Below are 23,053 nucleotides of genomic sequence, written 5' to 3' on the forward strand. Positions count from 1 at the left end.
CCAGTGGACACCAGCGAACAGCGCCGACACAACGAACGGGACGGTCACGCCGGAAGGGCCGAGGCGGCGGCCGGGGAAGCCCCCGGAGGAGGGTTACCGGCCTGGCTGGTGGCCCGCGGCCTGATACCCGAGACGGGCCCCAAACGCCTCCTCGCCGCCGCCACCTTCATCAACATGATCGGCAAGGGCCTCTTCATGGCCGGGGCCGCGCTCTTCTTCACCCGCTCCGTCGGCATTCCGGTCGCCCAGGTCGGACTCGCCCTGGGCGCCGCCGCCCTGATCGGCCTCGTCGCCGGCATCCCCGTGGGGCACCTGGCCGACCGGCGCGGCCCGCGCGAGGTCTACCGGATCGCGGTCGTCGTGCAGGCCCTCGCCGTGGCAGCGCTGGTGTTCGTGCACACCTTCCCGTGGCTGATCGCCGCCATGTGCGTGGCCGAGCTCGCCAACTCGGCCGGCACGGCCGCCCGCGGACCGCTGACCCGCGCCGTGGGTGCCCCGAACCCCACCCGCTACCGCTCCTACCTGCGGGCCCTCAACAACATCGCCGCCGGCTGCGGCGCCCTCGCGGCCGGCGTCGTCGTCCAGCTGGACACCCGGACCGCATACGTGAGCCTCATCCTGGGCAACGCCGTCGCGTTCCTGGTCTGCGCGGCCATCGCCTCCCGCATCCCGCCCGTACCACCGGTCAACGTCCCCGAAGAGAGCGGGCGTTGGCTCGCCCTGAAGGACAAGCCGTACGTGGTGCTCACCGCCCTCGACGGCATCATGTCCATCCAGACCCAGGTGCTGATCTTCGCCCTGCCGCTGTGGATCATCGGGCACACCGAGGCGCCGCGGTGGTTCGTCGGCGCGAGCGTGGCGGTCAACACCGCCCTCGTGGTCTGCCTGCAGGTGCGGGCCAGCCGCGGCATCGACTCCAACCGGGCGGCCGGCCGGGTGGTGCGCCGCGCGGGGGTGGCGTTCCTCATCGCCACCGCCCTCATCGCGGCGGCGGGCGGCGCGCCCGGATGGGTCGCGGTGGTCGTCGTCGCGCTCGGCGTGGTCGTGCACACCGTCGGCGAACTCTGGCACACCGCTGCCTCGTTCGAGCTGTCCTTCGGCCTCGCGCCGGCGCACGCGCAGGGCCAGTACTCGGGTCTGTACGGCATCGGCCAGGGGCTGTCCAACGCGATCGGCCCGCCGCTGCTCGGTCTGGTCTGCATCGGCTGGGGCGAGCCGGGCTGGCTGGTCATGGGAGCCCTCTTCCTGGTCGTCGGCCAGCTCATGCCGCACGTCGTGAACTGGTCCGACCGCACCCGCGCGCACACCCCGGGCTGACTCGGCAGCACGTTCCCGCGTGCTCGCGCAAGCCCGCAACGCCCAGGGACCGCTGGGACTAAGGTCCTATTCTGGCCGAGCCGGTCCCATGCGAGGCTGAGGCAGCGCGAGCAACGCGGCGGGGGCCGTGCCCAGGGTTCGGGTTCGGGTTCGTCCTTCGCCGGGCAGGTCCATGCATCCCGTGATCGGTGAGGGTGACATCCCCATGTCGGGCACAATCCTGTTCTTGAACCGCTGGCCCCGGCCCGATGACGAGCGGCGCTGGGAGAACCGCCTCGCCGCTCCCGAGGACCTCTTCCTGCCGGAGACCGACCGCGTCACGTACGTCTGCGACGCGGGCGGTCGCAGCGGAGTGCCCTCCGACGCCGAACGCGTCCACCTCGTCGAGGACTTCGACGACCTGGACGGCGTCCTGCGGCTCCTGGACGCCGTCGTCCGCGACGAAGGCCCCTTCGACCATGTCATCGGCTTCTCCGAACTGCTCCTCGACCTCGCGGCGACCCTGCGCGAGCGCTACGGCATCCCGGGCGCGGGACCCGAGGAGACCGCCCGGTTCCGCGACAAGACCGTCATGAAGGAGACCCTCGCCCGGGCCGGCGTCCGCGTGCCGCGCTGGGCGCCCTGCCACACCGAGGACCAGGTCCTCGCGGTCGCCGACACGTTCGGCTACCCCGTGATCGTCAAGCCGGTACGCGGGGCCTCCAGCCAGGGCGTGCGCGAGATCGCCTCGGCCGAGGAGCTGCGGGCCCTGTGCGCCGAGCGGAGCCTGCACGACCTCGAGATCGAGGAGTTCGTGCAGGGCGGGATCCTGCACGTCGACGGCGTCCTGGACGCCTCCGGCAAGCCGCTGTTCCTGTGCACCTCGCGCTACGTCTCCACCTGCCTGGACTTCGAACTGCTGGGCGAACCGCTCGGCTCCGTCTTCCAGACGGACCCCGCGGTACGCGCCCGGTGCGAGGACTTCGCCCTGCGCTGCCTGACCGCGCTCGGCCTGCGCGGCTCGGCCTTCCACCTCGAACTCTTCGACACCGGCGAGGAGCTGGTGTTCCTCGAGGTCGGCGCCCGGGTGCCGGGCGCGGACGTTCCCTACGTCATCCACGACGTCCACGGCGTGAACCTGTTCCGGCTGTGGGTCGACGTGCTGCTCGGCCGCCCGGTCGACCCGCCGGTCTCCGACCCGGAGCAGAGCGGCGGCTGGCTGACGATCCCGGGCCCCAGGCCACTTCCCCAGAAGGTCACCGCCGCCACCCCCCTCCTCGGCGAAGTGCCCTATTTGTACCGGGAGTTGGTGCCGGAGGCGGGTGAGTTCCTGGTCTCCCGGCCCGGCTCGTACGCCACGCTCCAGGGCGGCCGCTTCCTCTTCCGGGGCGGCACGCAGGCGCAGATCGAGGAAGCCGTGCGCCAGGTGCGCGCCCGCTACCGACTGACGGCCGAGCCCGTCCCGTAGAGCGCACCGGACACCGTGCCGCAGACCGTCCGAACCATCTCGTACATCCGAAATCGAACAATCGAGTCCGTGGAGGAAGACGTGGGTCAGTTGAACCATGCGGAGCTGGTCGACAAGAAGTTCGTGGTGTTCGCCGAGGGGTGCTTCGGCCTCTTCACGAGCAAGATCGCCGCATCGCTGATCCGCTACCGCGGGGACCGCTGCGTCGCCGTCGTCGACAGCCGCAAGGCCGGTCAGACCGTCCAGGACGTCCTCGGCTACGGCGGCTCGATCCCGATCGTCGGCCGGGTCGAGGACGCCCTGCACCTGCGCCCCGAGGTCATGGTCATCGGCAAGGGCCTGCACTCCGCCAAACTGCCCTCCGGCTGGAAGCCGCACCTCCTCGCGGCCGTCCAGAACGGCCTCCACCTGATCAACTCCATCCACTACCGCCTCACCAGCGACCCGGACATCGCCCGCGCCGTCCGCGAGAAGGGCATCACCGTCTGGGAGACCAAGGACGCCCCGACGGTGCCGCTCAACAAGGCCCGCGTCCTCGACCTGGACACCTGGATCATCCACACCTGCGGCAGCGACTCCAACATCGGCAAGAAGACCGCCGCACTGCAGATCTGGAACGAGGCCAACGGCCGCGGCATCTCCACCGGGTTCGCCGCCACCGGCCAGAGCGGCATGATGATCTCCGGCCACGGCGTCGCCGTCGACGGCGTGCCCGGCGACTTCATGGGCGGCGCCGTCGAGCAGGTCGTCATGGAGGCCGCCGCCGGCAACGAATGGGTCGTCGTCGAAGGCCAGGGCTCCCTCAACCACATCGGGGCCAGCGGTGTCGCCCTCGCCATCCTGCACGGCGCCCTGCCGCACGCCCTGGTCTTCTGCCACCGCCTCGGCGCCGAGCGCACCAAGGTCTGGGAGACACCCATCATCCCCATCCCCGAGCTCATCCGCATGAACGAGGAGCTCACCGTCTTCGAACGGCCCGCCAAGACCGCCGCCGTCAGCGTCAACAGCGCCGGCTTCACCGAGGAGGACTACCGCCGCGAGGCCGAGAAGCTCGAGGCCGAGACCGGGCTGCCGGTCCTCGACCCGGTCCGCGAGGGCGGCGCCGCACAGCTCGTCGACATCCTGCGCGCCCACCAGCGCGAGACCGCGGGCCGGCAGCCGGTCCGGCGGCGCTGAGTGCGGACCCGGAAAACCGAGGAGGTGCACAGGTGAAGAGAGCGGTCCTGCTCCTCATGCACCAGGGAAAGTCGTTCACCGAGGAGGCCGCCGCGGCCACCGCCGGGCTGGGCCTGACCCTGGTCGCGCTCAGCTCCCGCCCGGAGACCCCAGGGGCCCTGGACGCGAGCCGCCGCCACCTGGCGGACTGCGTGGTCACCGAGGAACCCGAACTGCGTTTCGGCGACGTCGAGAAGGCCGTGCGCGAACTCGCCGACCGCGGCTACCGGGTCGAGGCCGCCCTCGCCACCTTCGAGGGCTACCGACTCCTGATGGCCGAGCTCAACGAGCGGCTCGGCGCGCGCGACTCCGCCGAGCCCGCGTTGCGCCTCTGCCTCGACAAGTACGAGCTGCGCCGCTTCCTCTTCGCCGAAGGGCTCAGCGAGGTCCGGGTCCGTCGGCTCGCACCGGGAGTGACGCCCGAACTCGACCCCTCGGCAAGCTGGTTCGTCAAGCCGGTGTGCGGCGCCTCGTCCTTCGCGGCCTTCGTCCTCGAGGACGTGCGCGACCTGGCGGACCTGCCGGCGATCCAGGAGCAGATGCGGGCCGACCGGCGCATGAAGGCGATCTTCATGGACCGGTACGACTTCCTCGTCGAGGAGTACGTCGAGGGCCCCGAGTTCAGCTTCGAAACCCTCGTCCTCGACGGGCGGGTCCACCACCTGTGCGTCCACGAGAAGGCCCGCGTGGAACGCCTGGAGCGGACCACCCTGGAGGGGATGTCGGTCAGCCCGCCCGCCACCATCGGACGCGAACTCGTCCTGGAAGGAGCGGACTTCGTCACCCGCTGCTTCGCCGCGCTGGAGGAGCACGGGCTGACCGGCGGCGCCTTCCACGTCGAGGTCAAGTACTGGGAGTCGAAGAAGCGCTGGGAGATCATCGAGATCAACCCCCGGATGGGCGGCAGTCTCATCGACGCCAGCGTCCAGACCGTCACCGGGCACTCCCTGCTCGACCTGTGGACCGAGTCCTTGCTGCTGCCCGACGGCGAACGCGACGCGTTCCACGACCGGCTCACCCACGCCTCCCAGCTGGAGGCCCTGCGCACCGGCGCGCCGACCCGGGCGACCGTGTTCCTCAGCAAGTACGGCGAGAAGGGGCGGACCGTCGACGCGATCGGCTTCGACCCGCCCACCCGCCCGCCCCGGATCCTCCGCGTGCACGTGGCGGAGGGCACCCGGCTCGACGCCTCCGACCGGGCGATCTGCCTGATGGACGCCCTGTGGGACGTGGCGGCCGACGACCTCGACGCCGAGACCGCCTTCCTCGACCGACACGCGACGGAGCATTTCCATGTCCGCTACCGCTGACCCCGACGACCCGATCCTCGACCTGCACGTGGGCGGCAAGCTGGAGGTCCGTGCCACCGTCCCGCTGCGCGACCGCGAGGACCTCGCCCGGGTCTACACCCCCGGCTTCACCCGGGTCGCCGAGCGGATCGCCCGCGACCCGGCCGCCGCCGACCGCTGGTCCATCCGCGGCAACACCGTCGCCATCGTCACCGACGGCTCCGCCGTCTCCGGCCTGGGCGACCTCGGCCCGCTGGCGGCCCTGCCGGTCATGGAGGGCAAGGCGCTGCTCTTCAAGGAGTTCGCCGGCATCGACGCCTTCCCCCTGTGCCTGGGCACCCAGGACGTCGACGCGATCGTCGACACCGTCGCCCACCTCGAACCGACCTTCGGCGGCATCATGCTGGAGGACATCGCCGCCCCGCGGTGCTTCGAGATCGAGGACCGGCTGCGCGAGCGGCTCTCCATCCCCGTGCTCCACGACGACCAGCACGCCACCGCCGTCGCCGCGACCGCGGCGTTGATCAACGCGGCCAAGGCGGTCGGCAAGGAGCTCGGCGAGCTCAAGGTGGTCGTCGCCGGCGCCGGAGCCGCCGGCACCTCGACGGCCCGACTGTTCATGAACATCGGGGTACGGCGGATCGTCGCCTGTGACCGGCAGGGCGCCCTGCACCGGGGCCGCACCGACCTGACGGACGCCAAACGGTGGTTCGCCGACCACACCAACCCGGACCAGGAGACGGGCCCGCTGCGCTCCGTCCTGGCCGGCGCGGACGTCTTCGTCGGCTTCGCCGGCCGCGGCGTCCTCGATCCCGAGGACCTGCGGACCATGGCCGACCGGCCGGTCGTCTTCGCCCTGTCCAACCCGCACCCCGAGTTCCTGCCCCACGAGGTGCAGGACGTCGTCGCGATCCTCGCGACCGGGCGCAGCGACCTCCCGAACCAGATCGACTGCGGACTGTGCTACCCCGGCATCTTCCGGGGCGCCTTCGACGCGGGCGTACCGAGCATCACCGAGGAGATGAAGGTGGCCGCGGCCCGCGCGATCGCCGGCCTCGTCGACGACGAGGCCCTCGGACGCGGCCAGATCGTGCCCGACATCTTCGACGGCGTCGCCCCGCACGTGGCGAAGGCGGTGGCCGAGGCCGCCGTCGTGCCCGGCAGCACCACCCTCCCGTGAACGTCCCTCCCGAGCACCACCCTCCCTTGAACCCTCCCCTGAAGGAGAACGCGATGAACCGCGTGCAGAACACCGGGATCACCCACCCGAAGCCGTTCTACAACGAGGAGCAGAGCCGGCTGAAGAAGGCCGAGCTCGACCGCTACATGGACAAGAAGATGGCGGAGTGGAAGGCCACCGTCCCCTTCGCGTCCCACATGACCGACCCCGAGCTCCACCAGGCGTACTACCGCCGCACCCTCATCGAGCACGTGTGGCGGATCCGCCTCTCCCGGGTCAGCCAGTCCAAGGCCATCTACAAGATCGCCCAGATCTCGCCCAAGGCGGCCCACGACTACGCGCACTACCAGGCCGACGAGATGCTCCACGACAAGCTGTACGTCAGCGACGCCGCGGCCGCCGGCATCACCGAGGAGGAGATCCTCGACACCGAGCCGTACCTCTCCACCCGCCTGTTCGAGGGCTTCTTCTACTACGCCCTGGAGCACGAGTCGGCCCTCGCCCCGGTCGTGTCCAACTACCTGGTCGAGTACACCCAGGCCAAGCTCCAGCCGGCCATCGTCAAGAACCTCCAGGAGCGGCTCGGCAAGGAGAACGTCAAGGGCCAGGCCGCCCACCTCCACGTCGACACCACCGACGACCACTCCCAGGAGATGTGGAACATCCTCCACCAGCTGATCTTCAGCGAGGAGGACTTCCAGAAGGTGTTCAAGTACATCGACGACGTCCAGGAGATCCTCGCCATGTTCTTCCGCGAGATCTACGAGGACACCGTCGCCAAGCACGCGGCGACCGCCGCGTGACCCGCACGTCCCGGGCCACGCCGACGACAGGACCAGCACGCGGAGACCTCATGCGCTTACGGGTTGAACCGATCGACAGCTTCACGGGGACGTTCCGCGTCCCCGCCTCGAAGCCGGAGACACAGCGGGCGATCCTGGCGAGCACCCTGGCTGAGGGGCGCTCGCGGATCACCAACGACCTCCGCTGCGAGGAGACCGAGACCATGAAGCGCGCCTGCCGCGCGCTGGGCGCCGAGATCGTCGAGCACGAGGGACACCTCGACATCACCGGCACCGGAGGGCAGTTCAAGGACGACGGCCGGACGGTGATCCGCTCCGACGGCTCCGGGCTCGTCTTCCGTACGATGACGGCGCTTGCCTCCGTCCTGCCGTCACCGGTCGTCGTGACCGGCGACGAGACCCTGTGCAAGCGGGTCATGTCCCCGCTCCTGGACGCCCTGCGCGACCTCGGCGCGGACATCGAGTCCATCTGCCGCGAGGGAAACGCACCCGTCGTCAACTGGGGCGGGCGCCTCCCCGGCGGCGTCTGCCGGCTGCCCGGCGACGTCAGCTCGCAGTTCATCACCGCCATCCTGTTCGCCGCCCCGTTCGCCGAACGCCCGGTGGAGATCGAGGTGGCCGGCCGGGTCCACTCGAAGTCGTACATCGAGCAGACCCTGCACACCCTGCTACAGGCGGGCATCGAGGTCACCGTCTCCGACGACCACCGGCGCTACCGCGTGGAGCCCTCGCTCTACCGGTCCCGGGACGTCGCCGTCCACGAGGACTACACCTCCGCCTCGTACCTGCTCGCCGCCGCCGCGCTCTACCCGGGCCGTACCGTCTTCACCGGCGTCCACGGCACCAGCACCCAGGGCGAGTCGGCGATCGTGCCGATCCTGGAGCAGCTCGGCGTGCGCACCACGCTCGACCGCGGGGCCGACACCCTGACCGTCGACACCCCGCCGGACAGCCTGCGCGGCGACTTCCACATCGACGCCACCGACTGCCCCAACATCGTGCCCACCCTCGCCGCCCTCGGCGCCTACGTCGACGGCACCCTCCGGGTCACCGGAGCGCGGGTGACGCACTTCCACAAGGCCTCCCGCATCGAGGCCATGGTCGGCGAACTGTCCAAGGCGGGCGTAGACATCCGGCCGCGGTACGAGCGCGGGGTCTGCGACGGCTTCGAGGTGCGCGGCAGGTCCACGTACCCGGGCGGCGTGGACTTCTCCCACTGGGGCGACCACCGCATCTTCATGTCGCTGTTCGTGGCCGGTCTGCGCATGGAGTCCGCCAACCTCTACTCCGGCTCCGAGGAGGTCCGGCTCTCCTTCCCCGCGTTCTTCGAGGAGTTCGCCAAGGCGGGCGTCGTCACCTCCGCCGTCGACGGGCCGGACGCCGACCCCGCCCCGCCCGGCCCGCGCCGGGCCCCGGCCGCGGTGCCGGTCGGGGCCGACCCCGCCCCGCCCGGCCCGCGCCGGGCCCCGACCGCGGTGCCGGTCGGCGGCGCCTGAGCCGTCGTGGGGCCGCCGACCGGCCATCGCCGACCGGCGGCCCCCGCACGGCCCGCGCCCCACCCCACCGCCGCCGCCCACCAGAGCGCCCACCAGAGAGGAACCCCCCGGATGTCCGCACCCGACACGGCCGCGCTCGTCAAGGAGTACCGCGAGAACGGCTTCGCGGTCGCCGAGCGTCTCTTCGACCCGAGCGAGGTCGCCGAGCTCAACACAGCCATCACGGAGATCCTGGACGTCCCCGACATCGGCTCCGTCGCCGAAGTGGAGCCGGGCGACAACGGCATGGCCCGCCGGATCTGGTCGCCCACCAAGCAGCACCCCGCGTTCGAGCGGGCCGCCGCCCACCCCCGGCTGCTCGACCACGTCGAGGCGCTCATCGGCCCCGACATCCTGTTCCACTACAGCAAGCTCCACCTCAAGGCCCCGCAGGTCGGCAGCGTCGTGGACTGGCACCAGGACTTCGCCTACTACCCGCACACCAACACCGACCTGGTGACGGCCCTGATCTACCTCGACGACACCACCACCGAGAACTCCGCCCTGCAGGCCGTCCCCGGCTCCCACAAGCGCGGACTCGCCGACCACTACGTCGACGGATACTTCCGCGGCAAGGTGGCGGGCGCCGGCGCCCCCGACCCGGCGCTCGCCGTGCCGATCGAGGCGCCCGCCGGCAGCGTGGTCTTCATCCACTGCCTGCTGCTGCACTACTCCTCCCCGAACCACTCCGACCGGTACCGCCGCGCCTTCCTGCCGGCCTACCGGGCGGCCGACGCCTACCCGATCCACTTCGGGCCGCACGCCGGCCACAACGAGGCAGGGGTGACCCTGCTGCGCGGTAGCGTGTCGGACACGGCACGCGTGGAGGCCGGTGCGTGGCGCCTCCCGCTCGCGGAGCGCCCCTTCGGCTCGCTCTTCCAGCTCCAGGAAGGCGCCCACACCACGGAAACCGCGGCGACCACCGGGTACGCCACGCTGAAGGAGGCGAAGTGACAGCCCCATGAGGACGCCGAACGTGACGGTCGTCCGCGCCTGCCTGCGGGGCGGCGCGGGCGGCAGCCCCACGGCCGTGGTCCTGGAGGACGACACGGCATGCCCGCGTCTCGGTGACGACGAGCGGCGCCGGATCCCGGTCGAACAGGGCACCTCGCACGCGGTGTACGTACGCCAGGACGGCGACACGACCGAGCTGCGCTTCTTCACCGCGGAAGGGGAACTGCCGGCCTGCGGGCACGGCACCGTCGCTGCCCTCGCCCTGCTCGCGGCGCGGCACGGCGGCGACCGGCCCTATCGGGCCACCCTGCGCACAGGGGGGCGCGTCTTCGCCGGCCGGGCCGAGCGCGACGGCGACCGGATCACCGCCGCCTTCGACCCGGGCCCCGTCGACCTGCGCGAACCCACCGCCGAGGAACGCGACCTGGTCCTGCCGGCGCTCGGCCTGGCACCGGACGACGTCGGTCCTGACGTCCGGATCGCCGGCGTGGGCCGCGAACGCGTCCTTGTGCCGGTCCCCAGCCGGGCCACGCTCGCCGCGCTCAGCCCGGACCTGGACCGGCTCAGGGCGGCCTGCGACCGGTTCGGCCTGCTCGGCGCGTACGTCCACTCGGCGCCCTCGCCCGAGGGCACGCTCGCGGCCCGGATGTTCGCCCCCTCGATCGGCGTCCCCGAGGACATCGCCAACGCCAACAGCACGGCCTGTCTCGCCGCCCACCTGGCCGGCCGCGGCGTCCACCGGATCGCCGTCGACATGGGCGACACCCTCGGCAGCCCCGCCACCATCGCCGCCACGGCGGGACCGGACCTCCGCGTCGAACTCGGCGGCACCGCACGGCTCCTGACGGAGGCGGACCGGCCCACCGGCTGACCACCGGCGGTCAAGCGCATCGGTCTCGGTACGGCCATCGCCGCGGCACCGATCGCGGGTGCGTCCGCCGCCCGCAGCTCCCGCCCGACCGCCACGGCCGAGCCCGCCGGCCCGGCGCCATCCACCCAACCTGCCGGCCAAGGACGTCGCAAGGGCGCTGGGTCGTGCGCTCACGCCGGGCAAGGTCGAGCCGGTCCGTGGGCAGTTGCGCAAACTCGCCGATCCGGGCTGGGTGCAGATCTTCTGAGGGGGCCTCGTTGGGGTGATTCGCAGGGGTTCGGGATGTGGCCGGTCGTGCTGGCTTCTACCGTCGCCGGGGTCGAGCCCGCCCTGAGGGGTGCGGGTGCTGAGCGAGGGTGGGTGTGGTGTGCCGTCGTTGATAGAGGCATCGGAGGCCAGGCGGGCTGAGGTGCTGGGCCAGGCCGAGCGGCTGCGTGAGCAGAACGGCCTGCTCCGGCAATACTTTCCCAAGGGCACCGATCCGGCCCGGCACACACGCGGCGATCTCGACACCGTCGCTTCCGCCCTCAACTCCCGCCCATGCAGGACACTCGGCTGGCGAACTTCCGGCGGAAGCTTTCCAGGATCACCTACTCTCGCTACGGAGCGGCGGTGTTGCAACAACCCCTTGAACCTGAGCCGGCATCCGCCCAGTGCTGGTTGCCAGTACCGCCGGAATGCCATGACCGCCGCCTCATCGGCGTGGCTCAGCTCCCTGGATCCGTGGGCGAGAACCTGCGGCGTGGTCCGCGCGGCCGGGGCATGTGCACCACCGTGGCATCGGCGGCGTCCTCCTGCTCACGGCGGAGGTTCTCCACCTCGATGGACAGTTCCACGGTGGTGCGCCGCAGGAATGCGAGTCACCCAGCCCGTGGTGGATGTCGGGATGCTTGCTGGTCAGCAGGCGTTGGGCGTTGTCTGCCTGGTTGACGACGCGGCCAGCGAAGACGGCCGCGGCCTTCCGTACTCTGCGCTGGTACTCCTGCGCGGAAGGTCCGCTGACGTGTTCGCCTTCGTCGAGCGCTCGAAGGTCCTCGTCCACCTGCTCGCTGACCATCTCCAGCTCCTCGACAGCGAGGTCTTCCATCCAGCTGGTATCGGCGTCGCCGGCGTAGCCGAGTGTCACCTTCGCTCTCACGTGTCCGTATTGAGCCTGTGCCGCCGCGAGTCCGCCCGGGCGGCGACCGGGTCGGCGTGTGCGATGCCCAGGAGGTGGTTGACCAGGGATCCGGCGCCGGACCCGCGGGCCGCGACCCGGATGCCCCGCTCCCGTATGTCGTCCACGACCTGAGCGACCGTCAGGAAGTACTAGGGGTAGCCGAGCCGTTCGATCGTGCGCAGTTCGTCGTGCAGCCGCGCCCAGCGCTCGCGGTCGCGGTCGCGGTCGTAGCCGCGCAGCACCCGGGCGGCGGTGCGGTGCTCCGCGCCGACCAGCCGGGGCTCGGGGAAGTGGATCCGGCCGAGCCCGATGTCGTCCTGCGGGTCCACCAGGCACTCGCCCGCGGTCTCCTCGGTCATGGTCAGCAGGCGGTGCGCCAGACCGCGCCGGAAGCCGGCCGCCTCGGCGATCCGCTCCGGATGGGAGGCGCCGTGGCGCAGCGAGAACCCCGAAGCGGTGTGCAGATGCGTGAACCCGGGCATCCGCACCTCCTGCACCTCATCCGCCCCCCGGCCGACCCTGTTGTGACTGAGCGCTTCACATGGCGGGACTCGCCAACTGAAGCACACAGCCCAACGTGGACCAGTCGGCGTAGCCGCGGACCTGGCAGCGTGCCCCCACACGTCCTTGCCCACAGCAGCGAGAGGCCGCCACCCCGGAAGGTGTGGTGGCCCCTCGTCGGTTCAGTCACGCGTCGCGATGGTTTCGAAACCACTGCGCCACCTCGTCGGCATGGGTGTCCGGTGGGAAGACGGGGTAGAAGACGTGCTCGATCGTGGCGCCGCGCAGTACGAGGGTGAGGCGCCGGTAGAGCGTCTGGCCGTTAGCCTCGAACGTCGGGAGCTTCAGCTCGTCCGCGAGCGTGAGCCGGGCGTCGGAGAGCATCGGGTAGGGCAGGTGCAGACGGTCCACGAGCGCCTGTTGGTAGTCGGCTCGGTCCGAGGACAGGGCGAGCACACGGTCGACGCCTTCCGCCCGCAGTGCGTCAAGGTTGTCGCGGAAGTTGCAGGCCTCCTGGCTGCAACCGCGAGCGCCGGGGATCTCGTTCCAGCCCTCCGGGATGTCGGCGGCCGGGTCTCCGGTGAGCGGGTAGAGGAAGAGCACCCAGCGGCCGTCGGCGACCGCGTCCAGGCGGATGTCGTTGCCGTCCGTGTCGTTGAACGACAGGGCGGGGAGCGTACGGCCCGGCAGGTGGGCGGCGGCGCCGTCGTCCACCGGGGCGGGCAGGCCGGCGGGCAGGGGGTCGGCTGTGGGCAGCATCTCGTGGGATTCCTTCGCTGGCTCGGCGGCAGAGGGGAAACCTCGCCGGGCCGCCGTGTCTCGGCGGCGGATCAGCTGTTCCCGGCTGCGGGTCAGCCGGGCGACGAGAAGGTCCAGGGCTTCGATCTTCTGCTGGTAGGCGGCCAGGGACTCCACGCAGTGGTCGCCCGCATCGTGTCCCGCGCGCAGGCACGCGAGAAATGGCCCGGTCTCCTTCGGAGTGAGGCCGAACGCCCCGAGGCTGCGGATCTCCTCGGCCAGCCGGACGTCCTCCGTCGTGTAGTCGCGGTAGCCGTTGGCCGCACGGCCGGGGCTGAGCAACCCACAGTCCTCGTAGTAACGCAGCGCCTTGATCGTCACACCGGCAGCCACGGCTGCCTCACCTGCACGCATCTGCACCTCCTCGTCGCCCAGAACGCTAAACCCGGCCCCTGGGGGACGGGTCAAGGGCCTATTGGCAGACCACTCAGTCATCCCACCCCGCCAACTGGAACGCTCAGCCCCGCCAGCTCAAGCGCTCATCCGCCAAACGAAGCGCTCAGTCACACCTGTGTCCCGCGTTCCCCCTCTCCACCATAACCCGGATATCGAACATTCGTACGAACGCCACGCCGGGGCCACCTCCCGTCGTCCACCGATCAGCCCCACCCGGTCTGCGCACCCTCGTCGCCCACCGCAAGATAAGTGAGCAAAAGCCTCATAACGGCGGCACGGGTGTGGCGAGGAGCGACGTATGCCCACGACGGAGGACGGCACCCGCACCACCTTCCTCGGGGAGGTGAGGAGCGCGGTGACGCCGCACGCCTCGCTGCTGGTGCTCGGCGTCCTGGGCCTGATGATCGCGTTCATCGCGTCCTACGCCGGCGCCTTCCACCAGCCCAAACCGGTCGACGTGCCGTTCGCCGTGGTCGCTCCGCCGCCCGCCGCCGGACAGCTGGTGCGCAAGCTGGACCGGCTGCCCGGCTCACCGCTGGACCCGCACACGGCGGCGTCCGAACGCGCGGCGCGGCGCCAGATCGAGGACCGGACGATCGACGGCGCGCTGATCGTCGACCCGCGCGGCAGCACCGACCGGCTCCTGGTGGCGAGCGGCGGCGGCGCCTCCCTCTCCCAGGCGGTCGAGATGGTCGTCCGCACGGCCGAGAAGGCCGAGCGGCGCACCGTGCGCACGGTCGACGTGGCCCCCGCCGACCGGGGCGACGCCCGCAGCCTGTCGTCCTTCTACCTCGTCGTCGGCTGGTGCGTCGGCGGCTATCTGTGCGCCGCGATCCTCGCGATCAGCGCCGGGGCGCGCCCCTCCAACGGGCACCGGGCGGTCATCCGGCTGGCCGCGCTGGCCGTGTACGCGATCGCCGCCGGACTGGCCGGCACGATCGTCGTCGGGCCCGTCCTGGGCGCCCTGCCCGGCACCTTCTTCGGGCTGTGGGGCCTGGGCGCGCTGGTCGTCTTCGCGGTCGGCGCCACCACCCTGGCCTGCCAGGCCCTGCTGGGCATCGTCGGCATCGGCCTGGCGATCCTACTGATCGTCATCCTCGGCAACCCGAGCGCGGGCGGCGCCTACCCCTACCCCCTGCTGCCTCCGTTCTGGCGGGCCATCGGCCCCGCCCTCCCCCCGGGCGCGGGCACCTGGACGGCGCGCTCGCTCGCCTACTTCCGCGGCGAGGCGGTGACCTGCCCGCTGCTGGTGCTCTCCGCCTGGGCGGTGGCCGGCACCGCACTCACCCTGATCCTCTCCGTCTTCCGCAAGCCCGACCGGAAGCCCGCACCGCCCTCCCAAGACCAAGGAGCAGCGCCATGACCATCCCCGCCGACCGACTGTCCGACCCCGCGGTGCGCGCCCTGGTCGCCGCCATCAACAGCAACGACGAGCAGGCGTTCTTCGCCGCGCTCACGCCCGACGCCACGATGTCCGACGACGGCTCCGACCGGGATCTGCGGCAGTGGTCCGACCAGGAGATCTTCGGGTCGCGCGGGCACATGGACGTGGAGTCGGAGTCGGACGGCGGGCGGTCTTTGGTGGCGAACTACCGCAACGACACCTGGGGGGCGATGCGTACGCGCTGGTCGTTCACGGTGGCGGACGGCAAGGTGAGCCGGTTCGAGACCGGGCAGGCCTGAGGGCGCGGGCGGGCGGCACCGGCCGGACGGGTGCGTCGACCCCGGATCGGGGGCGGGTGAGGCGGCACCGGCCGGAGGAGTAAGCCGGCCCCGGGCCGGGCGCCTCTTACCCCGGCCGGCGCCGCGGGCTGCCCGGAGGCCGCCTCCGGCCCTCCACTTCGGCCAATCGGCGGAGATCGAAACCCTCCCGAACGACCGGTCGGCGGCCGGATTCCTACCTTCCGGCCGCAAACGGCTCATGCCACGAGCATGACGGGCGGGGCATCCCCGCTGGCCGCGCACCGGTCGACCCGTCCCCCTTCGCCCACCTCCGACTCGTTTGCGCCATTACCCTCAGCTTTCATTTAACGACTCAAAGCGATCGCCCGATGCACGATCAGGGTGCTTTTCGGTGCGCGGTTGGGCCAGACTCCCGTCCGGCATCTGCACCTTCGAGCAAAGGAGTGTTCGTCATGCGGTACATCACTGGGGCGGTCGCGTTCGGCGCGGCGCTGGTTCTCGGCACGCTGGCCACCACCGCACAGGCCGCCGCCGCCCCGGCGCAGCCCGCGCGGTCCGGTGGGCTCTACGCGCCGTCCGAACTGGTGCTGACCGTCGGCCAGGGCGAAAGCCGCGCGACCGCCACGGTGCAGCGCGCGGTGACGCTCAGCTGTACGCCGGTGGCGACCGGCAGCCACCCGACCGCGAAGGCCGCCTGCGCCCAACTGCGCGCGGTCGCCGGTGACTTCGGCGCGGTGGTCAACACCACGTCGGGGCGGGTGTGCACCAAGGAATGGGCACCCGTAGTGGTCACCGCGGACGGTGTGTGGCAGGGCAAGCGAGTGTCCTACACCTACACCTTCGCCAACTCCTGTGCGATGAACGCCGGCAGTGGCTCCGTCTTCGTCTTCTGACCGATGCGGTCCAGCTCCCGGGCACCGGACGGCGGTGCCCGGGGACGGCGCCGGCCCCCGGACACCGAGCGGTGTCCGGGGGCCGCTGCCATGCCGGGTGCACGGCGCGCCCTGCCTGTCAGCCGATCTGCGCGCCGTAGGCCTCCAGGGCCTCCGGCACCGGCTGGAAGTAGGTCTCGCCGCCGCCGGAGCAGTCGCCGCTGCCGCCGGAGGTGAGGCCGAGCGCGGACTCGCCGTCGAAGAGCGCGCCGCCGCTGTCGCCGGGCTCGGCGCAGACGTCGGTCTGGATCAGGCCCTCGACGGTGCCTTCCTGGTAGTTGACGGTGGCGTTCAGCGCCTTGACGGTGCCGTCGTGCACCTGGGTGGTGCTGCCGCTGCGCTGCACCTTCTCGCCGACGGTGGCCTCCGCGGCCTTGGTGATCTTCTGCGTGCTGCCGTTGTAGAGGTCGACCTCGCTCGGGTGCGGGGTGTCGCCCGTGTACTTGGCGATCGAGTAGTCGTCACCGGGGAAGCTGGACTTCTCGGTGGTCGCGATCTCCGAGCCGCCCTGCTTGTCGGACCAGCTCTGGACGGCGTTGCCGCAGTGGCCGGCCGTCAGGAAGTAGGGCTGACCGTCCTTGACGACGTTGAAGCCGAGCGAGCAGCGGGCGCCGCTGCCCCAGATCGCGTCGCCACCGCCGATGAAGGGCCTGAACTCACCCTTGCTGTGGCGCAGTTCGACCTTGTCACCGAGGGCCTTGGTGACCTGGGTGAGGCGGTCCAGCTTGGTGCCCTTGACCGTGCGGTCGGCGGTCACCACGACCTTGTTGCTCCGCGGGTCGATGCCCCAGGAGGTCCCGGGGATGGTCGCCTTGGACTTCAGCGTCTGCCGGGCCGAGTCGAGCTGGGCCAGCGTGTGCTTGACGAGTCTGGCTTGCGCGCCCTTGGCACGGACGGTCTCGGCCGCCGCCTCGCTGACGACGTTGACCACCAGCTTCTTCGCCTTGGCGTCGTAGAACGCCCCGGCCGTACCGGTCTTGAGCTGGGATGCCAGGGTGGTCGCCGCGGCGGAGCTCAGCTTGGCCACCGTGGGGGCGGGGGCCGCGTTGGCGTTGGCGAGGGTGACGGTGGCGGTGGCGGCGAGCGCGAGCGCTCCCGCGGCAGCCATGACGGCGCGCCGGTTGGGTATGCGTCGGTGCTTCAACTCAGAGCCTCCCGTGGGGGGAAGGGCCCGGACTGTGGGGAGTGGCACGGGCCCGGAGAGTGAGGTTCGGACACGGACGGATCCGCCCCCGCAAAGCAGCGCCTCGGGGGAGTCGCGTCCATGCCAACGTGCGGAGCCGAGTATTCCCATCCGCCTCACTCGCGCACAAGACCGAGTTCCGGTCTCACATCCGAGAGTTCACGACTTCATCACATCGTCACCACACCGATATGCGCGCACTTCGATCCTGAGTGCGGACATCAGCGGGCATGCGGGGAGCGCGGCGGTGCGCGAAGTGTGAGGACCAGGTCTGGCCGGAAAAGAGCCCCCTCTCCCACGAGAGGGGGCCTGGGCGCCGCCCGTTCTACGACGGCGTGCCTACGGGCGCGCGCTACGGCTCACGGCAGCTCCTCCGCCTCCGGAAGCTCCTCCAGCCGCGCCGACAGCACACGGTCGGCCTCGGCGCCGACACCGTCCGCGGCGGGCGGGCGCGACTCCTTCGGGGCCGTCCCGCCGGCCGGCTGCCGCCCGCCCTCCCGTTCGGCCGCCGCCTCGGCCTGCGCGGTCTGCGCCTGGGCCTGCAGCCCGGAGCGCTCCAGGAACCGCAGCAGCTCCACGGGGAAGGGCAGGACCAGGGTGGAGTTCTTCTCGGCGGCGACCGCCACCACGGTCTGCAGCAGCCGCAGTTGCAGCGCGGCGGGCTGGTCGGACATCGCCGCGGCGGCCTCGGCCAGCTTCCTGGAGGCCTGCAGCTCGGCGTCGGCGTTGATCACCCGGGCGCGCCGGTCCCGGGTCGCCTCCGCCTGGCGGGCCATCGAGCGCTTCATCGTCTCCGGCAGCGAGACGTCCTTGATCTCCACCCGGTCGACGGTGACTCCCCAGCCGATGGCCGGGCTGTCCATCATCAGCTCCAGCCCCTGATTGAGCTTCTCCCGGTTCGACAGAAGATCGTCCAGTTCGCTCTTGCCGATGATCGACCGCAGCGAGGTCTGGGCCATCTGCGAGACCGCGAAGCGGTAGTCCTCGACCCGGATGACCGCGTCGGCGGCGTCGACGACCTTGAAGTAGACCACCGCGTCGACCCGGACCGTGACGTTGTCGCGGGTGATGCCCTCCTGGGCGGGCACCGGCATCGTGACGATCTGCATATTGACCTTACGCATCCGGTCGATGCCCGGAACGATCATGGTGAAGCCCGGTTCCCGCACCGCGGACGCCAGCCGCCCCAGCCGGAGCACCACCCCGCGCTCGTACTGCTTGACCACGCGCGCCGCCGCCATGAAATACACCGCGCCGGCGCACGCCAGCCCCACCCCCGCCGCCACCAGTTCTTCGACCATCACGGCTCCCTGATGTATGCCGTATGCCGTCCGATTCGGGCTTGCTTTCCATGGTATGCCCGGCCCGGAGGGGGGTCGAGGCGCGCGGCGGACGCGGTCGGGCCCCCGTCCGCCGGCGGACGGGGGCCCCGCACCATCGGACCCAGGCCTGGGGATCGCGGCGGTGCGCAGGAGCGGATATCAGCCGGTCGGCGTCAGTAGACGCTCACGCCGTACGCGCTGAGCGCCTCGGTGACGGGCTGGAAGAAGGTGGTGCCGCCGGACGTGCAGTCGCCGCTGCCTCCGGAGGTGAGGCCGAGCGCCTTGGTCCCGGAGTAGAGGGGGCCGCCGCTGTCGCCGGGTTCGGCGCAGACGGTGGTCTGGATGAGTCCGGAGACGATGTCGCCGCCGCCGTAGTTGACGGTGGCGTTCAGGGCGGTGACCTTGCCGCTGTGGATACCGGTGGTCGAGCCGCGGCGGGTGACCGTCTGGCCGACGCTCGGGGTGCCGGCGCTGGTGATGTCCTGGCTGCCGACCGTCCCGGGGTGGGACACGGAGGTGTTGGTGTACTTCACGATGCCGTAGTCGTTGCCCGGGAAGCTGGAACCGGCGGTCGGGCCGATGCTCGTGGTGTGCGAGGAGTTGGTGTACCACGGCGGATTGCCGTCGGTGCAGTGACCGGCCGTCAGCAGGTAGTAGGTGCTGCCGCTGCGGACGTTGAAGCCCAGCGAGCAGCGCCAGCTGGGGGCGTAGATGGCGTCGCCGCCGGAGACGAACTTGCGGAAGGTGCCCGCGATCCGGTCGATGCGGACCGCCGCGGCGTTGCCGCCCGCGGCCCGCTCGATTCTGGCGATCTCGGCCTGGGAGACGGTGCGGTCGGCGGTGACGACCAGCGTGTGGGTCGCACTGTCGACCCGCCAGGCGGTGCCGGCGACGTCCGCGGTGCGTACCGCGTTGCCGGCGGCCGTGAGTTGGGCGGCGCTGAACGTCCGGGCGGGGGCGGGGTCCTGGGCGTTGGCGGTCGGGATGGCGATGGCTCCGACGGCCACCAGTCCGGACGCCACGGCGATCAGCCGGGTGCGTCTCGCTACGCCGCTGCGGGGGGTGGTGCGCTCGTTCCTCACTGATTCCTCCGAGGGGGATCGGGGGGCCGCGGGTGAGCGGCCCGGTGAGGCGCAGCCGAAGGGCACGCGGTAATCCGCACGATTTTTCAGCGTGCCCCTGACAAGCGCTGAGCGGAGTTTCGGGCGCCCCGCCCCCGCCGCGCAAGAGGGCGTCACGAATGTCTCGCCGGCCGTCCGCCGTACCGCCGCCCCAACACTCCGCCCCGGCAGCCTCGTTGACGGCTGCCGGGGCGGTGCTGACCCCCTCGGTCGGGCGATGGGACGAATCAGTGGACGATTCGGTTCCGCTCCCCCGCGCGCAGCGCGATCGGCAGGGTGTTGCCGGGCGGCGGGAAGGGGCACAGGAAGTGGTCGGCGAACGCGCACGGCGGCAGCAGGGTGCGGTTGAAGTCGACGGTGACGGTGCCGTCCTCGGCAGGGGCGGGCGGCCGCAGAAAGCGGAAGCGGTAACTGTCGGTGCCGCTGGTGTCGTCGGCGAGCACCGCCCACAGGGAGCCGTCGCCCTCGACCGCGACCTCCAGGGTGTGCTCGTCCCCCGCCACGGTGAAGGCGAGTTCACCGGCGAGACCGAGGCCGCGCCGCTGTCCGTCGGCGTGCGGCACCCGGACCGTGCGGCCCTGTGCGTACGGGCGGAACAGGCCCGGCAGCACCCAGCGCTCGTCGTACTCGTAGACCTCGATCCCGGCGAAGGCACGGCGGGCGGCCGCGTCCGGATCGTAGTCGCGCACCGCCCAGCGGTCCTCGCGCCGCAGCACCAGCAGATGCCGCTCGCCCACCGCCACGCGGGTGGCGGTGGGGTCGCCGTCCTGGCCCAGGTGGAACTCGCCGTCCGCCGGCTCGCCGTCGACGGTCAGACCGTCCCCGGCCGCGGCCCGCAGCACGATCCCGTCGCCCCGCTCGGTCCAGACGCCCGGCAGGCCCTCGATCCGGCCGCCGGGGTGGTCGGCCGGCCAGTGCGTCCCGGTCAGGGTGAGCGGGCCGTAGGGGCCGGAGACGGTGGCGACGCGCCGGGCGTGCCAGTCCCGCCACTCCTGGGGTGCGTGGGTGCTCATGGCCGCCCACCCTTCCACAGGTCGGGCGCCCGGCGAGCGCACCGGGCGCCGGCCGGCAGGCGGCCCTGGGGCGGGTCGATCCGCGGGGTTCTCGGGTGTCGGCGGTGCATCGCAGCGCTCCTCACGCTCAAAGGACCTTGGCGAGAAAGGACTTGGTGCAAGGAGCACCGTCAACGGGCTGCGCTACGCCGTCGGGCAGCAGCCGGGCCTGCGGTTCCTCAATGCGTTCAAGCGGCTCGACGTGGGCTTCGTGTTCAAGAAGGGCACGCCGCTGGCGCCCGCCTTCCAGGCCGCGGTCAACCGGCTGCGCAAGGACGGCACCTACGACCGGATCCTGAAGAAGTGGGGCACCGGCCCCTCGGCGATCGCGACGTCGCAGATCAGCCCGCCGGAGATCAAGTGAATCGGGCGCCTCTCGCGCACCGGCCAATTGCCGACACCATTCGGTATCACTCGATCGGGTACCGACCGTGATGTTCTTCATACTGTCAGTTCCCGTACGGGGCGCGGAAGCTGATGGCGCGCCACCCTCTTTGCACCAGATGTGTCACGAACCCCCCGTGCGGCGGCTATCCACTTGGCACACCCTCCGCCTCATGGACGACGATAGGGGCGGACACGCAGACACCGCGGGTGAGAGGAGGCGTCAATGGGATCGGTGCGCAAGGCGAGTGCCTGGCTTGGCCTCGTCGACGACAATGATGACGAGCGCTACTACGACGACGACTACGCCGAGGGACCCCAAGCCGGTGACTCGGGCGGCAGCAACCCCTGGGTGACCGACCCCCGGGTCCGGGTGGCCGACGCGACCGCCCAGGACCAGGGCACCCGCATCGCCACGGTCACGCCGGAGAGCTTCCGGGACGCCCGCGGGATCGGCGAGCTCTTCCGGGACGGCGTCCCGGTGATCGTCAATCTGACGTCCATGGAGCCCGCCGACGCCAAGCGCGTGGTCGACTTCGCGGCCGGCCTGACCTTCGGCCTGCGCGGCTCGATCGAGCGGGTCGCCACCCGGGTCTTCCTGCTCACCCCCGCCGACTACAGGGTGCTCAGCGGCGAGGCCCACGACCACCGCAACGGCGGATTCTTCAACCAGAGTTAGCGGGCGAGGCCGCTCACCGGAAGGCGTCCAGGCCGGTGAGCGCCTTGCCCAGCACCAGCTGGTGCATCTCGACGGTGCCCTCGTAGGTGAGCACCGATTCGAGGTTGGTCGCGTGCCGCATGACGGGGTACTCCAGCGAGATGCCGTTGGCGCCGAGGATCGTGCGCGCCGTGCGGCAGATCTCGATCGCCTCCCGTACGTTGTTCAGCTTGCCGAAGCTGATCTGCTCGGGGCGCAGCCGCCCCGCGTCCATCCGCAGCCCCAGGTGGTGGGCCAGCAGGATCCCCTTGTGCAGCTCGACGGCCATGTCGGCGAGCTTGGCCTGGGTGAGCTGGAAGCCGCCGATGGGCTTGCCGAACTGCTCCCGGACCTTCGCATAGTCCAGCGCCGCCTCGAAACTGGCGCGCGCGGCGCCCATGGAGCCCCACACGATGCCGTAGCGGGCGTGGCTGAGGCAGCCGAGCGGGCCGCGCAGGCCGGTGACCTCGGGGAGCACCGCATCGGCCGGCAGCCGTACGTCGTCCAGGACGAGTTCGCTGGTCACCGAGGCGCGCAGGGACCACTTGTGCTTGATCTCGGGGGTGGAGAAGCCTGGGGTGCCGGCCGGGACCACAAAGCCGCGGATGCCCTCGTCGGTCCCGGCCCAGACGACCGCGACACCGGCCACCGAGCCGTTGGTGATCCACATCTTGCGCCCGTTGAGCACCCAGTCCGTGCCCGCGCGCTTGGCGTACGTCCGCATCCCCGCCGGGTCGGAACCGTGGTCCGGTTCGGTCAGGCCGAAGCAACCGATCACCTCGCCGGAGGCCATCCGGGGCAGCCACTGCTGCTTCTGCTCCTCGGAGCCGAAGCGCCAGATGGCGTACATGGCCAGCGAGCCCTGGACGGAGACCAGCGAGCGGATGCCGGAGTCCGCGGCCTCCAGCTCCAGGCAGGCCAGTCCGTACTGGACGGCGGAGGCTCCGGCGCAGCCGTAGCCCTTCAGGGACATGCCCAGCGCGCCGATCGAGCCGAGTTCGCGGGCCAGTTCGCGGATGCCGGGCAGCTCGCCCGCCTCGTACCACTGGGCGATATGCGGCAGGACGCGGTCGGCGGCCCACCGGCGGACGGTGTCGCGGACCGCGCGGTCCTCGTCGGTGAGCAGATCGTCGATGCCCAGGGGGTCGCCGGGGTCGAACGGCGGGACCGTCGAAGACTGTGCGGACGGCTGTGCGGACATGGCGGGCCTCCGG

At 71.5% G+C, this 23,053-nt stretch carries 20 protein-coding genes and 3 pseudogenes; 15 read left to right on the forward strand and 8 right to left on the reverse strand.

Going from position 1 to position 23,053, the window contains the following annotated elements:
- The first annotated feature begins 3 nt into the window (after positions 1-3).
- From WAB15_RS09920 to WAB15_RS09965, 10 genes and pseudogenes are all read left to right on the forward strand, one after another.
- Positions 4-1,317 (forward strand): MFS transporter, encoded by a 1,314-nt coding sequence (locus WAB15_RS09920; RefSeq protein ID WP_407286003.1) that lies wholly within the window; start codon positions 4-6, stop codon positions 1,315-1,317.
- Positions 1,318-1,522: 205 nt separating this feature from the next.
- Complete coding sequence (locus WAB15_RS09925; RefSeq protein ID WP_407286004.1) at positions 1,523-2,764, forward strand: acetyl-CoA carboxylase biotin carboxylase subunit family protein; 1,242 nt, start codon at positions 1,523-1,525, stop codon at positions 2,762-2,764.
- Positions 2,765-2,833: 69 nt separating this feature from the next.
- On the forward strand, positions 2,834-3,940 hold the full coding sequence (locus WAB15_RS09930) for a DUF1611 domain-containing protein (RefSeq protein ID WP_399144441.1): 1,107 nt from the start codon (positions 2,834-2,836) through the stop codon (positions 3,938-3,940).
- Positions 3,941-3,972: 32 nt separating this feature from the next.
- A complete protein-coding gene (locus WAB15_RS09935) occupies positions 3,973-5,289 on the forward strand; it encodes an acetyl-CoA carboxylase biotin carboxylase subunit family protein (RefSeq protein WP_407286005.1) in 1,317 nt (438 codons plus the stop codon).
- A complete protein-coding gene (locus tag WAB15_RS09940) occupies positions 5,273-6,448 on the forward strand; it encodes an NADP-dependent malic enzyme (RefSeq protein ID WP_399144444.1) in 1,176 nt (391 codons plus the stop codon). The genes WAB15_RS09935 and WAB15_RS09940 overlap by 17 nt, the downstream gene beginning before the upstream one ends.
- A gap of 53 nt (positions 6,449-6,501) precedes the next feature.
- Entirely contained in the window at positions 6,502-7,251 is a 750-nt protein-coding gene (locus WAB15_RS09945; protein WP_399144445.1) for an iron-containing redox enzyme family protein, read from the forward strand.
- Between the two features lie 50 nt (positions 7,252-7,301).
- On the forward strand, positions 7,302-8,747 hold the full coding sequence (gene aroA, locus WAB15_RS09950) for a 3-phosphoshikimate 1-carboxyvinyltransferase (RefSeq protein WP_399144447.1): 1,446 nt from the start codon (positions 7,302-7,304) through the stop codon (positions 8,745-8,747).
- A 111-nt stretch (positions 8,748-8,858) separates the two neighbouring features.
- Positions 8,859-9,740, forward strand: coding sequence for a phytanoyl-CoA dioxygenase family protein (locus tag WAB15_RS09955; protein WP_407286006.1), 882 nt, complete (start codon positions 8,859-8,861; stop codon positions 9,738-9,740).
- 7 nt (positions 9,741-9,747) lie between these two features.
- A complete protein-coding gene (locus WAB15_RS09960) occupies positions 9,748-10,611 on the forward strand; it encodes a PhzF family phenazine biosynthesis protein (RefSeq protein WP_407286007.1) in 864 nt (287 codons plus the stop codon).
- Positions 10,612-11,053: 442 nt separating this feature from the next.
- Positions 11,054-11,243, forward strand: a pseudogene (locus WAB15_RS09965) (IS30 family transposase); the annotation flags it as partial.
- A 62-nt stretch (positions 11,244-11,305) separates the two neighbouring features.
- On the opposite strand, the gene WAB15_RS09970 reads toward WAB15_RS09965, so the two are convergent.
- From WAB15_RS09970 to WAB15_RS09980, 3 genes and pseudogenes are all read right to left on the reverse strand, one after another.
- Complete coding sequence (locus WAB15_RS09970; RefSeq protein WP_407286008.1) at positions 11,306-11,749, reverse strand: hypothetical protein; 444 nt, start codon at positions 11,747-11,749, stop codon at positions 11,306-11,308.
- Positions 11,750-11,793: 44 nt separating this feature from the next.
- Positions 11,794-12,186 (reverse strand): annotated as a pseudogene (locus WAB15_RS09975) (DNA polymerase III subunit alpha); the annotation flags it as partial.
- Positions 12,187-12,457: 271 nt separating this feature from the next.
- Positions 12,458-13,423, reverse strand: coding sequence for a MerR family transcriptional regulator (locus WAB15_RS09980; RefSeq protein WP_407286009.1), 966 nt, complete (start codon positions 13,421-13,423; stop codon positions 12,458-12,460).
- A 340-nt stretch (positions 13,424-13,763) separates the two neighbouring features.
- On the opposite strand from WAB15_RS09980, the gene WAB15_RS09985 reads away from it, so the two are divergent.
- From WAB15_RS09985 to WAB15_RS09995, 3 genes are all read left to right on the forward strand, one after another.
- Complete coding sequence (locus tag WAB15_RS09985) at positions 13,764-14,828, forward strand: DUF3533 domain-containing protein (protein ID WP_407286010.1); 1,065 nt, start codon at positions 13,764-13,766, stop codon at positions 14,826-14,828.
- Positions 14,825-15,148 carry a nuclear transport factor 2 family protein gene (locus WAB15_RS09990; protein ID WP_399144453.1) on the forward strand — a complete coding sequence of 108 codons (324 nt, stop codon included), beginning with the start codon at positions 14,825-14,827 and terminating at the stop codon, positions 15,146-15,148. The genes WAB15_RS09985 and WAB15_RS09990 overlap by 4 nt, the downstream gene beginning before the upstream one ends.
- A 452-nt stretch (positions 15,149-15,600) precedes the next feature.
- On the forward strand, positions 15,601-16,041 hold the full coding sequence (locus WAB15_RS09995; protein ID WP_399144454.1) for a subtilase-type protease inhibitor: 441 nt from the start codon (positions 15,601-15,603) through the stop codon (positions 16,039-16,041).
- A 118-nt stretch (positions 16,042-16,159) separates the two neighbouring features.
- Here WAB15_RS09995 and WAB15_RS10000 read toward each other — a convergent pair whose 3' ends face one another.
- From WAB15_RS10000 to WAB15_RS10015, 4 genes are all read right to left on the reverse strand, one after another.
- Complete coding sequence (locus WAB15_RS10000) at positions 16,160-17,188, reverse strand: S1 family peptidase (RefSeq protein WP_407286011.1); 1,029 nt, start codon at positions 17,186-17,188, stop codon at positions 16,160-16,162.
- A gap of 434 nt (positions 17,189-17,622) precedes the next feature.
- Positions 17,623-18,564, reverse strand: a complete 942-nt coding sequence (locus WAB15_RS10005; protein ID WP_399144456.1) for a slipin family protein — start codon at positions 18,562-18,564, stop codon at positions 17,623-17,625.
- 194 nt (positions 18,565-18,758) lie between these two features.
- Complete coding sequence (locus WAB15_RS10010; protein WP_407286012.1) at positions 18,759-19,667, reverse strand: S1 family peptidase; 909 nt, start codon at positions 19,665-19,667, stop codon at positions 18,759-18,761.
- Between the two features lie 266 nt (positions 19,668-19,933).
- Positions 19,934-20,719 (reverse strand): DUF1684 domain-containing protein, encoded by a 786-nt coding sequence (locus tag WAB15_RS10015; RefSeq protein ID WP_407286013.1) that lies wholly within the window; start codon positions 20,717-20,719, stop codon positions 19,934-19,936.
- A 163-nt stretch (positions 20,720-20,882) separates the two neighbouring features.
- On the opposite strand from WAB15_RS10015, the pseudogene WAB15_RS10020 reads away from it, so the two are divergent.
- Together WAB15_RS10020 and WAB15_RS10025 are read left to right on the forward strand one after the other, a co-directional pair.
- A pseudogene (locus tag WAB15_RS10020) lies at positions 20,883-21,122 on the forward strand (ABC transporter substrate-binding protein); the annotation flags it as partial.
- 246 nt (positions 21,123-21,368) lie between these two features.
- Positions 21,369-21,821, forward strand: coding sequence for a cell division protein SepF (locus tag WAB15_RS10025; RefSeq protein WP_399144459.1), 453 nt, complete (start codon positions 21,369-21,371; stop codon positions 21,819-21,821).
- Positions 21,822-21,834: 13 nt separating this feature from the next.
- Here the strand turns inward: WAB15_RS10025 and WAB15_RS10030 are convergent, their stop codons facing one another.
- The gene (locus tag WAB15_RS10030; RefSeq protein WP_407286014.1) at positions 21,835-23,040 is read right to left on the reverse strand and encodes an acyl-CoA dehydrogenase family protein; all 1,206 of its coding nucleotides are present in this window, start codon (positions 23,038-23,040) and stop codon (positions 21,835-21,837) included.
- Positions 23,041-23,053: the final 13 nt, after the last annotated feature.

Source organism: Streptomyces sirii, assembly GCF_045690365.1.
Classification (GTDB): domain Bacteria; phylum Actinomycetota; class Actinomycetes; order Streptomycetales; family Streptomycetaceae; genus Streptomyces; species Streptomyces sirii.